We start from the raw sequence: 12,991 nt of genomic DNA, 5'->3' as shown, positions 1-12,991 counted from the left end.
CACATTGGTTCGTCTTGTTCAGTTTTCAAAGGTCTTTGTCGCTCTCGCGCGACAACTATATTAGTATATCATGACCTTACCTTACTGTCAACACTTTTTTAAAAAATTTTTTATTTTTTTGAAAGTTTTTTTGAAAGAAACAAAGAAAAGCCTGCATTACAGGCTTTTCTATTAGTCTAGTTCTTTGTTAATGATGAGAAATTTCTCTTCTCCGCAACCTCTTTTCATTAAACCTGCTTCAGCTATGTCTAGAAGATCTTTTGAAAAGGATTGGATCGCTTCTTTTTCTTCTTTACTTAGAATTTTCTTTGAATATTTCTTTCTAAGTTTTCGATAGTCCTGTTCTTCATTTTTAAAAAATGAACAATCCTCTAAATAGTTTTCCAGTTTTTCTAACTGTACAAATAAGCCCAACTCAAAGGCTATCGGGGCAAATGTGGTTTCTAATGGTTGTGTACAAACACTTCTAAATTCTACAGTTCCACGAGCAGTTAGATCTTGAAATTGGTAACTTCGATGTTGTTTTAGATCTTCTTTTACAGGGTTAATGATTTTCTCATTTCCATCAGCCGTATAGGCTGTAATTTCTTTTTGATCTAGATAGTCCTCGACTCGAATTGGTTTAAAATAATATGATTTGCCCTCTCTTGTTGCCGTAAAAATAGCCGTTCTAGCGAGATTATTAAAAAACTCTTCTTCGCTTTGGTAGTCCTTAGGATAAATCCCTACATTTTCCTTATAATAACCATGTAAGGATTCTTCCCAGAAAATATCTCTGGCAATTTTTGTATCCCAAACCTCTGCTGAAAATTCTGAGTTAGAAAACAAATATGCTTTTGCTGCTTCAATTTTATTAAATGCATTAATGATGCGAATATAGTTATCGCGCCTTACATCCAATTGAACTTGGTTTCCGCATATAAATGCTCCGTACGAAGGATAGGGGTGTGTTTTCATCCCTGTACCATTCATTGCAAGGAAAGCCATTAACATCTTGTATCGTTCGATTTTCACTGGGCTATTATCATTTTCTTTCCACATAGGATGGATTCCGTGCCCTTGAATTTCGTGATTATTTTCTTGCAAAATAGGTTGAATAATCTTCAAATAGGCCTCAAAACGTTTGGCTACCTCATTTATAGAATGAGCTCTCTCAAATGCAAATTCAATTGTATTGTAACTCAACTCGAATAGAATACGATCTTTAGAAGAGCGGTGAACCAATTGAATGGGATTTTTATCGTCATCTATTTTTTCAACTTCAAAATCTGATAAGTTTGCTAAGGTTCGAAAAAGATTTTTCGTCACCTCTATATTTGTTTTGTTTCCATTTGTTTCTACAATCGGAAACTCTAATTCAACTCCGACAAAGAGTTCCGAATCCTCTTTCATATTACTAAGGTACTTCTCTTTTAGTAATTTAATTGCTTGTTGTTTTGTCATTGAATCCTTTTTCTTCTATTGGAGATATGGGTTCCATTATATCATTTTTTGCTATTCTCGACTACTCATGAAAAACAAGACAAAACGCCTGCTTACGAAATTGTTTTAAATTAAAGCAATTTCGTAAACAAGCGTCTACCATTCATTCAATATGATGAGTGTTCCCGCTGGGGAAAATCCCCAGCGGTAGACCAGAGCTAGACTAAGAATAACAGTGTATTCCATCATCATAACACTCAACAAAATTGATGATATTATACCAATTCGATGATAGCCATTGGCGCAGCATCACCACGACGTGGTTCAGTTTTAAGGATACGAGTATATCCACCATTGCGCTCAGCATAACGAGGTGCTAATTCAGAGAACAATTTTTGAAGTGCAGTTGTTTCTGAGTATTTACCTGTTTCTTCATCAAAGTTTTGTGATGCAACTTCGTTACGTACGAATGCAGCAGCTTGACGACGTGCATGCAAATCACCACGTTTACCCAAAGTAATCATTTTTTCAACTGATTTACGGATTTCTTTCGCACGTGCTTCAGTTGTTACAATTGCTTCATTGATGATAAGATCTGTAGTCAAATCGCGAAGCATCGCTTTACGTTGTGAGCTAGTGCGTCCTAGTTTACGGTAAGCCATGTATTCCTCCTCTATTTATCGTTTTTTAACCCAAGGCCTAAGTCGGCAAGTTTGATTTTAACTTCTTCAAGACTCTTACGTCCCAAGTTACGAACTTTCATCATTTCTGCTTCTGATTTTTCAGTCAAATCGTAAACAGTATTAATGCCAGCACGTTTCAAACAGTTATATGAACGAACTGAAAGATCTAATTCTTCGATCGTACGTTCTAAAATGCGATCATCAGAAGTTGTATCCACTTCCTTCATAACATCTGTTGCAATAGCAATTTCAGTTAAGTTTGTGAATAGATTTAGGTGTTCTGTCAAAATACGAGCAGACAAACCTAATGCATCTTCTGGAATGATTGTCCCATTTGTCAAAATTTCAAGGGTTAGCTTGTCAAAGCCATCGTTGCTACCAACGCGTGCTGGTTCAACTTGGTAATTGACTTTAGTCACTGGCGTATAGATTGAATCTACAGCAAGTGTTCCCACTGGTGCATCATCTTTTTTGTTTTGATCAGCCGGAACATAGCCACGTCCACTGTTTACAGTAAGCGTTGCTTTCAAAGATGCTCCTTCTCCGATTGTAAATAGATAATGATCAGGGTTTACAATTTCGATGTCACTATCAGTCAGAATATCTCCAGCAGTTACTTCTGCAGGTCCTTCTACATCAAGTTCAATAATCTTTTCGTCTTGGACGTAAGATTTAACGGCGATTCCTTTAACGTTAAGAATAATTTGCATAACGTCTTCACGGACTCCTGGAACGGTATCAAATTCGTGGAGTACACCTTCAATGTTGATTGAAGTGACAGCTGCACCTGGAAGTGAAGCCAGAAGTACACGACGAAGTGAGTTTCCAAGTGTTGTACCATAGCCACGTTCAAGTGGTTCTACGACAAACACGCCATAATCTTTGTTTTCATCAATTTTTGTTATATTTGGTTTTTCAAACTCAATCATTTGCTATACTCCCTCTTAAACGAAAAGCTGTGTAATTGTTGATGATTATACACGGCGACGTTTTGGAGGACGAGCACCATTGTGTGGTACAGGAGTTACATCGCGAATTGCAGTTACTTCAAGACCAGCAGCAGCAAGTGCACGAATAGCAGACTCACGACCTGAACCAGGACCTTTAACAGTTACTTCAACAGATTTAAGTCCGTGTTCTTGAGCAGCTTTTGCAGCAGCTTCTGATGCCATTTGAGCAGCAAATGGTGTAGATTTACGAGAACCTTTAAATCCAAGTGCACCTGCAGATGACCAAGCGATTGCGTTACCATGCACATCAGTAATCATAACAATTGTGTTGTTAAATGTAGCGTGAATATGAGCAATACCAGATTCGATATTCTTTTTCACACGACGTTTACGTGTTGGTTTAGCCAAGATTTTTACCTCCTTATTTTATTTTATTTTTTCTTACCTGCAATCGCAACAGCTTTACCTTTACGAGTGCGAGCATTGTTTTTAGTGTTTTGTCCACGAACCGGAAGTCCACGACGGTGACGGATACCACGGTATGAACCGATTTCCATCAAACGTTTGATGTTCAAGTTTACTTCACGACGAAGGTCACCTTCAACTTTGATTGCGTCAACTTCACGACGGATAGCATCTTCTTGATCTGGTGTAAGATCGCGAACACGAATATCTTCAGAAACACCTGCAGCAGCAAGGATTTTCTTAGATGTTGGAAGTCCGATACCGTACACATAAGTCAATGAAATTACTACACGTTTGTCATTTGGAATGTCAACTCCAGCAATACGAGCCATGTTTTCTCCTTTCTATCTTATCCTTGACGTTGTTTGTGTTTTGGATTTGCTGGGCAAATTACCATAACACGACCATTACGACGAATTACTTTACAGTATTCGCAAATTGGTTTGACCGATGGTCTTACTTTCATTTTTATCCCTCCAAGTTTTTCGATTATTTAAAGCGGTATGTGATACGTCCACGTGTCAAATCGTACGGACTCATCTCCACTGTAACACGATCTCCCGCTAAAATACGAATATAGTTTTTACGAATTTTACCAGAAACTGTTGCTAAAATCTGATGTCCATTTTCAAGTTCAACCGTAAACATAGCATTCGGCATAGTATCAACTACTTTACCTTCTACTTCAATCACATCGTCTTTTGCCACGCAAAAGTACCTCCATAAATTTCGATTCATTCCTCTGAGCACAGAGGTAACAATTATAAGTCAGACTAACTAATTGTAACACTAGTTGTCCAATATTGCAAGCATGAAAAACGTTTTTATTTTAAATTCTCCAAGACCTTTTGGATATCTTTGAAGACGTCGTTGATGTCTTGATTTCCTTCAATATCATGGACCAATCCTTTTGCACGGTAATGAGCAAGAATTGGCTCACCTTGAGCAATATTCACATCCAGACGGCGTTTCACTGTTTCTGGTTTGTCATCTTCACGTTGGTAATAGTCTTCTTCCTTGTAGTCAGCTGGTGGGTTGAATACTTTATGGAAGGTTTCACCTGTTTCACGATGGATGATGCGACCACTCAAGCGCTCGAGGAGACATGATGGATCCACTTCAATGTTGATCACTCCTTCAAGCTCCAAACCAAGGTCTACCAAGATTTGATCCAAGGCATGAGCTTGTTCAATCGTGCGAGGAAAACCGTCCAAAAGGAATCCTTTTTCCTTAATGTCGTCTTGAGCCAAACGTTCTTTTACAATCCCATTTGTCACATCATCGGGCACCAATTCACCTTTGTCGATGAATGATTTTGCCAATACACCCATTTCAGTTTGGTTAGCCATTGCTGCGCGGAACATATCTCCAGTGGAGATGTGCGCTACGTGAAACTCTTCAACGATTTTAGCTGCTTGAGTTCCTTTACCTGCTCCAGGCAACCCCATAATTAAAAGATTCATGATGAATTCTCCTTATTTTGTTTTTAAATGGAAGCAGGAGCGAATTCCTATTTCCATTTAAAAACAAAATAGAAGGCTGACAAAGTCAACCTTATTCTATTCTGTTGTTGTGTCCATAAATCCGACATACTTACGTTTTAATAAGTAGCCTTCTAATTGTTTCATTCCCTCAATACCTGTTGAAATAATGATTAACAAACTAGTTCCTCCAAGAGCAACTGCATCTGTCAAACCAAATAAATCTCGAGCTAGGATTGGAATGATGGTAATAAAGCCAAGGAATACTGATCCGACGCTTGCTAAACGACGTAGCAAACGAGACATAAACTCTTCTGTCCCCTTACCAGGGCGAACGCCTGGGATATAGGCACCACTCTTTTGAAGGTTTTCTGCCGTTTTTTCAGGATTGATCTGAACAAACGTGTAGAAGAAGGTGAAGAGAATGATCAATAAGGCATACATTGCCACACCAGTTGGTGTGTTTGTAGCCAACATGGCTTGAGCTGTTTTCACCCATCCTGCATTGTAACCCATAGCGCTAATCACTTGGAAAATTGCAGCAGGCGCTGCTGTAATCGAACTAGCGAAGATGACAGGAATAACTCCTGCTGGGTTTACTTTCAAAGGAAGGTAAGAACTTGATGGAGCTCCTTGTGCAATCTTTGTATATTGGATTGGAATCTTGTATTGTGCTTGCTCTACAAAGGTTGTAAAGTAAACAATAACCAAGACAGCAAGGATTAGTACCCCAACAAAAATGAGGGAATTGGTCATTTGACCAGAACGAACGTTCACAAATGCATTTTCATAGATTTCTTTAATCATCTCAGGAATCGATGACACAATCCCTGCAAAGATAATCATTGATACACCATTACCGTATCCTTTATCTGTGATTTGTTCTCCAAGCCAAGTCACAATCATGGAACCGGTCGTTAGAATCGCACCGATTAATAGATAGGTCTTGGTATTTGGAGTTGCGACTAATTTCGCCTGAGACAAGGTGTGGAAGGTTGCTGTAATCCCGATGGATTGAACAAAGGCTAGAACCAAAGAAATATAGCGTGTTGCTTGGTTAAGCTTTCTTCGACCAACTTCCCCTTGTTTGCCCCATTCAACAAACTTAGGTAACAGATCCATTTGCAAAAGTTGCACGACGATCGAAGCTGTGATGTATGGGCTAACCCCTAATGCGAAAACTGAGAAGTTCCTCATGGCATTCCCAGAAACCAAACTGAGCATGTTCAAGAAGGACACATCTTGAAGGTTGTTCAGAATTTTCGCATTTACACCAGGCACTGTAATCGTGGTCCCAATGCGGAAAACAAGAATGATGAAGATCGTAAATAAAATCTTCGACCGTACTTGTTTCACCTTAAATGCATCTTTTAATAATTTAAAAAACATAGGTCACCTCACTTAGATGACTTCAACTGAACCACCTTTAGCAGTGATAGCTTCTTCAGCTGATTTAGAGAATTTAGCTGCTTTAACAGTCAACTTCTTAGTCAATTCTCCGTTACCAAGAATTTTGATACCTGATTTTTCAGCTTTTACAATTCCTGATTCTACAAGTACTACTGGAGTTACTTCAGCACCATCTTCAAAGGCGTTCAATTGATCAAGGTTCACAATAGCATATTCTTTAGCGTTGATGTTTGTAAATCCACGTTTTGGAAGACGACGGAACAATGGAGTTTGTCCACCTTCAAAACCAAGACGTACACCGCCACCGCTACGAGCTTTTTGACCTTTTTGACCACGGCCAGAAGTTTTACCATTACCAGATGAAGTACCACGACCAACACGGTTGCGGACTTTACGTGAACCTGTAGCAGGTTGTAATTCATGAAGTTTCATTATTAATTTTCTCCTCTTTTGTAAATTGCTAACGCATGTAATCAGGAAAAGGTGTCCTAACTACAAACTCGCCTATACTTATATTTAGTTTTAGGGGATGAGAACCTCTCATACCCCTGAAAACTTTGTTTCTATTTTTAAATAGATTATTTTACTTCTTCAACTGTTACCAAGTGAGATACAGCAGTGATCATACCACGTACTGCTGGGTTATCTTCTTTAATAACAGAGCTGTTCAATTTGCCAAGTCCAAGTGCTACAACAGTTTTACGTTGTGACGGGATGCGTCCGATTGGAGACTTAGTCAAAGTAATTTTAATTTGAGCCATTTGAATCTCCTTTCTTAAGCCAAGTCAGAAACTGAAATACCACGAAGGGCAGCAACTTCATCAGCGCGTTTCAATTGTGCCAAACCGTTAACAGTTGCACGAACAATGTTGATTGGAGTGTTTGATCCAAGTGATTTAGATGTAACATCTGCAATACCTGCCAATTCGACAACGGCACGAACTGCTCCACCTGCAGCAACCCCAGCCCCTTCGATAGCTGGTTTCAACAATACACGAGCTCCACCAAATACTGATGTTACTTCGTGTGGAATTGTTGTTCCAACCATAGGAACTTCGATCAAGTTTTTCTTAGCATCTTCAACAGCCTTACGGATTGCTTCTGGAACTTCTTGAGCTTTACCAGTACCAAATCCAACACGGCCATTACGGTCACCAACAACTACAAGAGCTGCAAAACGAAGACGACGTCCACCTTTAACAACTTTTGTTACACGGTTGATGGCAACTACGCGTTCTTCAAGTTCAACTGCATTATCTTTAAATGCCATTTTCTAGTGTCCTCCTATTAGAATTTCAATCCGTTTTCACGAGCTGCATCAGCCAAAGCTTTAACACGTCCGTGATATAGATATCCACCGCGGTCGAACACCACTTCAGAAATACCTTTAGCAACTGCACGTTCAGCAACAAGTTTGCCGACAACAACGGCTTGTTCAGTTTTAGTTCCTTTTGAAACTTCTTTGTCAAGAGTTGAAGCGCTTGCGAGCGTTACACCCGCTACGTCATCAATTACTTGAGCGTAGATGCCTGTATTAGAACGGAATACGTTCAAACGTGGGCGATCAGCAGTTCCAGAGAGTTTTCCGCGAACGCGACGGTGGCGTTTTTGACGGATTTTGTTTTTATCTGGTTTCGAAATCACAATTTTCACCTCTTAATTTTAAAATCATGTGCTAAGCACTGAGTTGGTAAGATGAAGGTTGGTTGAAAAACAACCAAACTACATTATTTACCTGTTTTACCTTCTTTACGGCGAACGTATTCACCAACATAACGGATCCCTTTACCTTTGTATGGTTCAGGTGAACGAAGGCTACGTACATAAGCAGCTGTTTGACCAACTACTTCTTTTGAAATTCCGCTAACAACGATTGTTGTTGGGTTTGGAAGTTCAAAAGTAATTCCTTCTGGAGCTTCAACTTCGTCTGGGTGTGATTTACCAACAGCCAAAACAAGTTTTGATCCTTGAAGTTGTGCACGGTATCCAACCCCGCGCATTTCAAGTTCTTTCTTGAATCCTTCTGATACACCAGTAACCATGTTGTTCAAAAGGGCACGAGTTGTTCCGTGGATTGTTTTCATTTCTTTTGAATCGTTTGGACGGTGAAGTGTTACTTCAGTACCTTCCACACGGATTTCAATATCTTTTGAGAACTCACGAGTAAGTTCTCCTTTAGGTCCTTTTACAGTTACAACGTTGTCATTGTTAGTGATTTCAACACCAGCAGGCAACACGATAACTTTATTACCAATACGTGACATGTTTTTAATTCTCCTGTTAAATTGTCAAGCCTTTTCGGGCCAGTTTTCACGGGGTTTAAGATACTTATTTAGTTCTAGAGCTGAACTGAACACGCTCTAAGAACTGTGTATCTTGATTTGAGTTCGAGCTAAGAATTTGGTGAAAAAGATAAGTTTGTCTTGGAGCATCGCTCCTACTACAAACTTCCTATTTTCACTGCATTCTTTTAACGCTCTCACATCATCAATTACCAAACGTAAGCGATAACTTCCCCACCAACGTTCTTTTGGCGTGCTTCTTTATCAGTAAGCAAACCTTCAGAAGTTGACAGGATAGCAATTCCAAGTCCGTTAAGAACTTTTGGAAGATCTTCACGTTTTTTGTAAACACGCAAACCTGGTTTAGATACACGTTTCAAGTTTGTGATAACTTTTTCACCGTTTTGTCCGTATTTCAAGAATACACGGATGATGCCTTGTTTGTCATCTTCGATGAATTCAACGTTTTTTACAAAACCTTCGCGTTTAAGGATTTCAGCAATCCCTTTTTTGATGTTTGATGCAGGTACTTCAAGTACTTCGTGTTTTGCTTGGTTAGCGTTACGAATACGTGTAAGGAAGTCTGCGATTGGGTCAGTCATAACCATTATAATTTCTCCTCTTACTAGTAGTTTGCAAGTTGCACTTGCTAGTTAATGATTGAGCTAGGCTCAGATAGTTTTGATACATGCAAATGAGCACTTCTCATTTGAACACGAGCTACAACCTGGGCAAAAAAGATAGATTTGTCTTGGAGCAACGCTCCTGCACCAAATCTCCTATTTTTGCTGGGGTTGTTACGCTCTTTGTATCATAATATTACCAAGATGCTTTTGTGACACCTGGGATTTGACCTTTGTATGCCAATTCACGGAAGCAAACACGGCAAAGTTTAAACTTGCGGTAAACTGAGTGTGGACGTCCACAACGTTCACAGCGAGTGTATGCTTGAGTAGAGAACTTCGCTGGGCGTTTGTTCTTAGCAATCATAGATTTTTTAGCCATTAGTTTTACCTCCTATATTATTTTGCAAACGGCATACCGAGGCCAGTAAGCAATGCACGTGATTCTTCGTCTGTGTTCGCTGTAGTTACGATTACGATATCCAAACCACGAGTTTTATCAACATCATCAAAGTTGATTTCTGGGAAGATCAATTGTTCTTTCACACCAAGTGTGTAGTTTCCGCGTCCATCAAATGATTTTGTTGGAACACCATGGAAGTCACGTACACGTGGAAGTGAAACTGTTACCAATTTATCCAAGAATTCGTACATACGTTCACCACGAAGGGTAACTTTTGCACCGATCGCAACACCTTCACGAAGACGGAAGCCGGCGATTGATTTTTTAGCCTTAGTGATCAATGGTTTTTGACCTGAGATCAAAGCAAGCTCTTCAGCAGCTTTTTCAAGGTTTTTAGCATTTGATACTGCATCACCGACACCCATGTTCAAAACGATTTTATCAACTTTTGGCACAGCCATAACTGATGAATAGTTGAACTGTTCAGTCAATGATGGTACTACTTCATTAAGGTATTTTTCTTTTAAACGATTAGCCATTATACTTCTCCTTTCCTTCGTGATTAGTCAAGCACTTCGCCTGATTTTTTGTTGTAGCGAACTTTTTTGCCGTCTACAAATTTGTAGCCAACACGTCCAGCAACACCGTTTTTGTCCAAAACTTGAACGTTAGAAGCATGGATTGGAGCTTCTTTTTCAACGATTGCACCTTGAGGGTTTTCGTTATTTGGACGTTGGTGTTTCTTGATGATGTTTACACCTTCTACAACAACTTTATTTACTTTTGGAAGAGCAGTAAGAACAACAGCTTCTACGCCTTTGTCTTTACCAGCGATAACGCGAACTTTGTCGCCTTTTTTTACAAACATTTTATTCTCCTTTTATTCTTACGCCCGACGGGCACCCTGGCTGAGCCAGGGGACTGTGTTTGTTTTTTTATTGATTAAAGTACTTCTGGAGCAAGTGATACGATCTTCATGAAACCACCGTCACGCAATTCACGTGCAACTGGGCCAAAGATACGAGTTCCGCGAGGAGTTTTGTCGTCACGGATGATCACTGCTGCATTTTCGTCGAACTTGATGTATGAACCATCTTTACGACGAGCACCTGATTTAGTACGAACGATAACAGCTTTTACAACGTCACCTTTCTTAACCGCACCACCAGGAGTAGCTTGTTTTACAGATGCAACGATTACATCACCGATGCTCGCGAATTTACGTTTTGAACCACCAAGAACTTTGATTGTCAAGATTTCGCGTGCGCCACTGTTGTCAGCGACTTTCAAACGAGTTTCTGTTTGAATCATTTACGTTTTCTCCTTTCAGGTATGATTAGATGATGACCGCTTTTTCAACGACTTCTACAAGACGGAAGCGTTTTGTAGCTGAAAGCGGACGAGTTTCCATGATACGAACGATATCGCCTTCTTTAGCAACATTGTTTTCATCATGAGCTTTGTATTTTTTAGAATAGTTGATACGTTTACCATAGACTGGGTGGTTACGTTTAGTTTCAACTACAACTGTGATTGTTTTGTCCATTTTGTCAGACACAACGCGTCCAACAAGAACTTTACGATTATTGCGTTCCATTGAAATTCTCCTTCCCTAGTCTATTATTTAGCTTCTGATTGAACAGTTTTGATACGAGCGATTTGTTTTTTCACTTCTTTCAAACGTCCAGTTTGTTCCAATTGACCAGCAGCCGCTTGGAAACGAAGTTCAAACAATTCTTTCTTCAATTCATTTTCACGCTTCGCGAGTTCTTCTTGAGAAAGACCACGAAGTTCTTTAACAAATTCTTTTACTTCTGTAAGTTTCATGACCTCTCCTTATTCTGCTTCACGTTTCACAAATTTAGTTTTAACTGGCAATTTGTGGCTAGCAAGACGAAGTGCTTCGCGTGCGATCTCTTCAGATACACCAGCGATTTCGAACATTACTTTACCACGTTTAACTGGTGCTACCCAACCTTCAGGAGCCCCTTTACCAGATCCCATACGTACCCCGATAGCTTTAGCGGTGTATGATTTGTGTGGGAAAATCTTAATCCAAACTTTACCACCACGTTTCATGTAACGAGTCATGGCGATACGAGCAGCTTCGATTTGACGGTTTGTGATCCAGTGGCTAGTTGTAGCTTGGAGACCGTATTCACCGAATGCTACTTCTTTTCCACCTTTTGCTTCACCGCGCATTTTACCACGGAATTCACGACGGTGTTTTACACGTTTAGGTACTAACATTGGTTATTTACCTCCTTTAGCGTCTTTACGAGCTGGAAGAACTTCACCACGGTAGATCCATACTTTAACACCAAGTTTACCGTAAGTAGTGTCTGCTTCTTCCCAAGCGTAATCGATATCAGCGCGAAGTGTGTGGAGTGGAACAGTTCCTTCAGAGTATCCTTCTGCACGGGCAATATCTGCACCGTTCAAACGACCTGATACTTGAGTTTTGATTCCTTTAGCTCCAGCACGCATAGCACGTTGGATCGCTTGTTTTTGTGCACGACGGAAAGCAACACGTTGTTCCAATTGACGAGCAATTCCTTCACCAACAAGGTGAGCATCCAAATCAGGACGTTTGATCTCAATGATGTTGATGTGGACTTGTTTACCAGTCAATTTGTTAAGAGCTGCACGAAGTGCATCAACGTTCGCTCCACCTTTACCGATAACCATACCTGGTTTAGCAGTGTGAAGTGAAACGTTAACTTTGTTTACTGCGCGTTCGATTTCAATAGTTGAAACGGCTGCGTCAGCCAATTCTTTTTGAATGAATTTACGGATTGCAAGATCTTCATGAAGGTAATCCGCGTATTCTTTTTCAGCATACCATTTGGCATCCCAATCACGGATGATACCAACACGCATACCAATTGGATGTACTTTTTGACCCACGAGTTTACCTCCTTATTTTTCTGCAACAGCTACTGTGATGTGAGCTGTACGTTTGTTGATTGGTGATGCTGAACCTTTCGCACGTGGACGGAAACGTTTCATAGTTGGTCCTTCGTTTGCGAATGCTTCAGATACTACCAAGTTAGCTTTTTCCAAACCAAAGTTGTTTTCAGCGTTTGCTACTGCTGAGTTCAACACTTTAAGGATGATCCCTGCAGCTTTGTTTGGTGTGAATGTCAAAATAGCGATGGCATCGGCTACGCTTTTACCACGGATGTTGTCAAGAACAAGACGTGATTTACGAGGTGAAACACGCACTGTACGAGCCATTGCTTTAGCTGAAGTAATTTCTGCCATTTATGTTC

Annotated in this window: 24 protein-coding genes; all 24 read right to left on the bottom strand. The window is 40.0% G+C overall.

What is annotated here, in order from left to right:
- Positions 1-171 precede the first annotated feature (171 nt).
- The 24 genes from K1I56_RS08960 to rplV all read right to left on the bottom strand — a co-directional run bounded on the left by K1I56_RS08960 (position 172) and on the right by rplV (position 12,983).
- Positions 172-1,443, bottom strand: a complete 1,272-nt coding sequence (locus K1I56_RS08960) for a glutamate-cysteine ligase family protein (protein WP_201037241.1) — start codon at positions 1,441-1,443, stop codon at positions 172-174.
- A gap of 254 nt (positions 1,444-1,697) precedes the next feature.
- Entirely contained in the window at positions 1,698-2,084 is a 387-nt protein-coding gene (gene rplQ / locus K1I56_RS08955) for a 50S ribosomal protein L17 (protein ID WP_003002399.1), read from the bottom strand.
- Between the two features lie 11 nt (positions 2,085-2,095).
- A complete protein-coding gene (locus tag K1I56_RS08950) occupies positions 2,096-3,034 on the bottom strand; it encodes a DNA-directed RNA polymerase subunit alpha (protein ID WP_003009635.1) in 939 nt (312 codons plus the stop codon).
- Between the two features lie 45 nt (positions 3,035-3,079).
- Entirely contained in the window at positions 3,080-3,463 is a 384-nt protein-coding gene (rpsK, locus tag K1I56_RS08945) for a 30S ribosomal protein S11 (protein WP_003002390.1), read from the bottom strand.
- Positions 3,464-3,486: 23 nt separating this feature from the next.
- Complete coding sequence (gene rpsM, locus K1I56_RS08940; protein WP_003009631.1) at positions 3,487-3,852, bottom strand: 30S ribosomal protein S13; 366 nt, start codon at positions 3,850-3,852, stop codon at positions 3,487-3,489.
- A 17-nt stretch (positions 3,853-3,869) separates the two neighbouring features.
- On the bottom strand, positions 3,870-3,986 hold the full coding sequence (gene rpmJ, locus K1I56_RS08935; RefSeq protein ID WP_001808836.1) for a 50S ribosomal protein L36: 117 nt from the start codon (positions 3,984-3,986) through the stop codon (positions 3,870-3,872).
- Between the two features lie 23 nt (positions 3,987-4,009).
- Positions 4,010-4,228: a translation initiation factor IF-1 gene (gene infA / locus K1I56_RS08930; protein WP_001029883.1), complete on the bottom strand. Its 219-nt coding sequence runs from the start codon at positions 4,226-4,228 to the stop codon at positions 4,010-4,012.
- A gap of 116 nt (positions 4,229-4,344) precedes the next feature.
- Positions 4,345-4,983, bottom strand: coding sequence for an adenylate kinase (locus K1I56_RS08925; RefSeq protein ID WP_003009627.1), 639 nt, complete (start codon positions 4,981-4,983; stop codon positions 4,345-4,347).
- 96 nt (positions 4,984-5,079) lie between these two features.
- The gene (gene secY / locus K1I56_RS08920; RefSeq protein ID WP_023920186.1) at positions 5,080-6,390 is read right to left on the bottom strand and encodes a preprotein translocase subunit SecY; all 1,311 of its coding nucleotides are present in this window, start codon (positions 6,388-6,390) and stop codon (positions 5,080-5,082) included.
- A gap of 12 nt (positions 6,391-6,402) precedes the next feature.
- Positions 6,403-6,843 (bottom strand): 50S ribosomal protein L15, encoded by a 441-nt coding sequence (gene rplO / locus K1I56_RS08915; protein ID WP_003002405.1) that lies wholly within the window; start codon positions 6,841-6,843, stop codon positions 6,403-6,405.
- 146 nt (positions 6,844-6,989) lie between these two features.
- Complete coding sequence (rpmD, locus tag K1I56_RS08910) at positions 6,990-7,172, bottom strand: 50S ribosomal protein L30 (RefSeq protein WP_002894509.1); 183 nt, start codon at positions 7,170-7,172, stop codon at positions 6,990-6,992.
- Positions 7,173-7,186: 14 nt separating this feature from the next.
- Entirely contained in the window at positions 7,187-7,681 is a 495-nt protein-coding gene (gene rpsE, locus K1I56_RS08905) for a 30S ribosomal protein S5 (RefSeq protein WP_003009617.1), read from the bottom strand.
- A 17-nt stretch (positions 7,682-7,698) separates the two neighbouring features.
- On the bottom strand, positions 7,699-8,055 hold the full coding sequence (rplR, locus tag K1I56_RS08900; protein WP_003010871.1) for a 50S ribosomal protein L18: 357 nt from the start codon (positions 8,053-8,055) through the stop codon (positions 7,699-7,701).
- A gap of 83 nt (positions 8,056-8,138) precedes the next feature.
- On the bottom strand, positions 8,139-8,675 hold the full coding sequence (gene rplF, locus K1I56_RS08895) for a 50S ribosomal protein L6 (protein ID WP_003009612.1): 537 nt from the start codon (positions 8,673-8,675) through the stop codon (positions 8,139-8,141).
- A gap of 227 nt (positions 8,676-8,902) precedes the next feature.
- Positions 8,903-9,301 carry a 30S ribosomal protein S8 gene (rpsH, locus tag K1I56_RS08890; protein WP_003010897.1) on the bottom strand — a complete coding sequence of 133 codons (399 nt, stop codon included), beginning with the start codon at positions 9,299-9,301 and terminating at the stop codon, positions 8,903-8,905.
- 211 nt (positions 9,302-9,512) lie between these two features.
- Positions 9,513-9,698, bottom strand: coding sequence for a type Z 30S ribosomal protein S14 (locus K1I56_RS08885; protein WP_001085699.1), 186 nt, complete (start codon positions 9,696-9,698; stop codon positions 9,513-9,515).
- Between the two features lie 17 nt (positions 9,699-9,715).
- Positions 9,716-10,258: a 50S ribosomal protein L5 gene (rplE, locus tag K1I56_RS08880; protein ID WP_003009606.1), complete on the bottom strand. Its 543-nt coding sequence runs from the start codon at positions 10,256-10,258 to the stop codon at positions 9,716-9,718.
- Positions 10,259-10,281: 23 nt separating this feature from the next.
- Positions 10,282-10,587, bottom strand: a complete 306-nt coding sequence (gene rplX / locus K1I56_RS08875) for a 50S ribosomal protein L24 (protein ID WP_003002315.1) — start codon at positions 10,585-10,587, stop codon at positions 10,282-10,284.
- A 74-nt stretch (positions 10,588-10,661) separates the two neighbouring features.
- Entirely contained in the window at positions 10,662-11,030 is a 369-nt protein-coding gene (gene rplN, locus K1I56_RS08870; protein ID WP_003002384.1) for a 50S ribosomal protein L14, read from the bottom strand.
- 25 nt (positions 11,031-11,055) lie between these two features.
- Complete coding sequence (gene rpsQ / locus K1I56_RS08865) at positions 11,056-11,316, bottom strand: 30S ribosomal protein S17 (protein WP_003009600.1); 261 nt, start codon at positions 11,314-11,316, stop codon at positions 11,056-11,058.
- 23 nt (positions 11,317-11,339) lie between these two features.
- Positions 11,340-11,546 (bottom strand): 50S ribosomal protein L29, encoded by a 207-nt coding sequence (gene rpmC / locus K1I56_RS08860; RefSeq protein ID WP_003002350.1) that lies wholly within the window; start codon positions 11,544-11,546, stop codon positions 11,340-11,342.
- 9 nt (positions 11,547-11,555) lie between these two features.
- Positions 11,556-11,969, bottom strand: a complete 414-nt coding sequence (gene rplP, locus K1I56_RS08855; RefSeq protein ID WP_000960947.1) for a 50S ribosomal protein L16 — start codon at positions 11,967-11,969, stop codon at positions 11,556-11,558.
- A 3-nt stretch (positions 11,970-11,972) separates the two neighbouring features.
- Positions 11,973-12,626 carry a 30S ribosomal protein S3 gene (rpsC, locus tag K1I56_RS08850; protein ID WP_003002336.1) on the bottom strand — a complete coding sequence of 218 codons (654 nt, stop codon included), beginning with the start codon at positions 12,624-12,626 and terminating at the stop codon, positions 11,973-11,975.
- A 12-nt stretch (positions 12,627-12,638) separates the two neighbouring features.
- Positions 12,639-12,983 carry a 50S ribosomal protein L22 gene (gene rplV, locus K1I56_RS08845; RefSeq protein WP_000818139.1) on the bottom strand — a complete coding sequence of 115 codons (345 nt, stop codon included), beginning with the start codon at positions 12,981-12,983 and terminating at the stop codon, positions 12,639-12,641.
- Positions 12,984-12,991: the final 8 nt, after the last annotated feature.

The sequence above is a fragment of the Streptococcus parasanguinis genome (assembly GCF_019929185.1).
In the GTDB taxonomy this organism is placed as follows: Bacteria; Bacillota; Bacilli; order Lactobacillales; family Streptococcaceae; genus Streptococcus; species Streptococcus parasanguinis_O.
The sequence above is the reverse complement of the archived record's forward strand: the minus strand, read 5'-3'. Positions and strand labels throughout refer to the sequence as shown.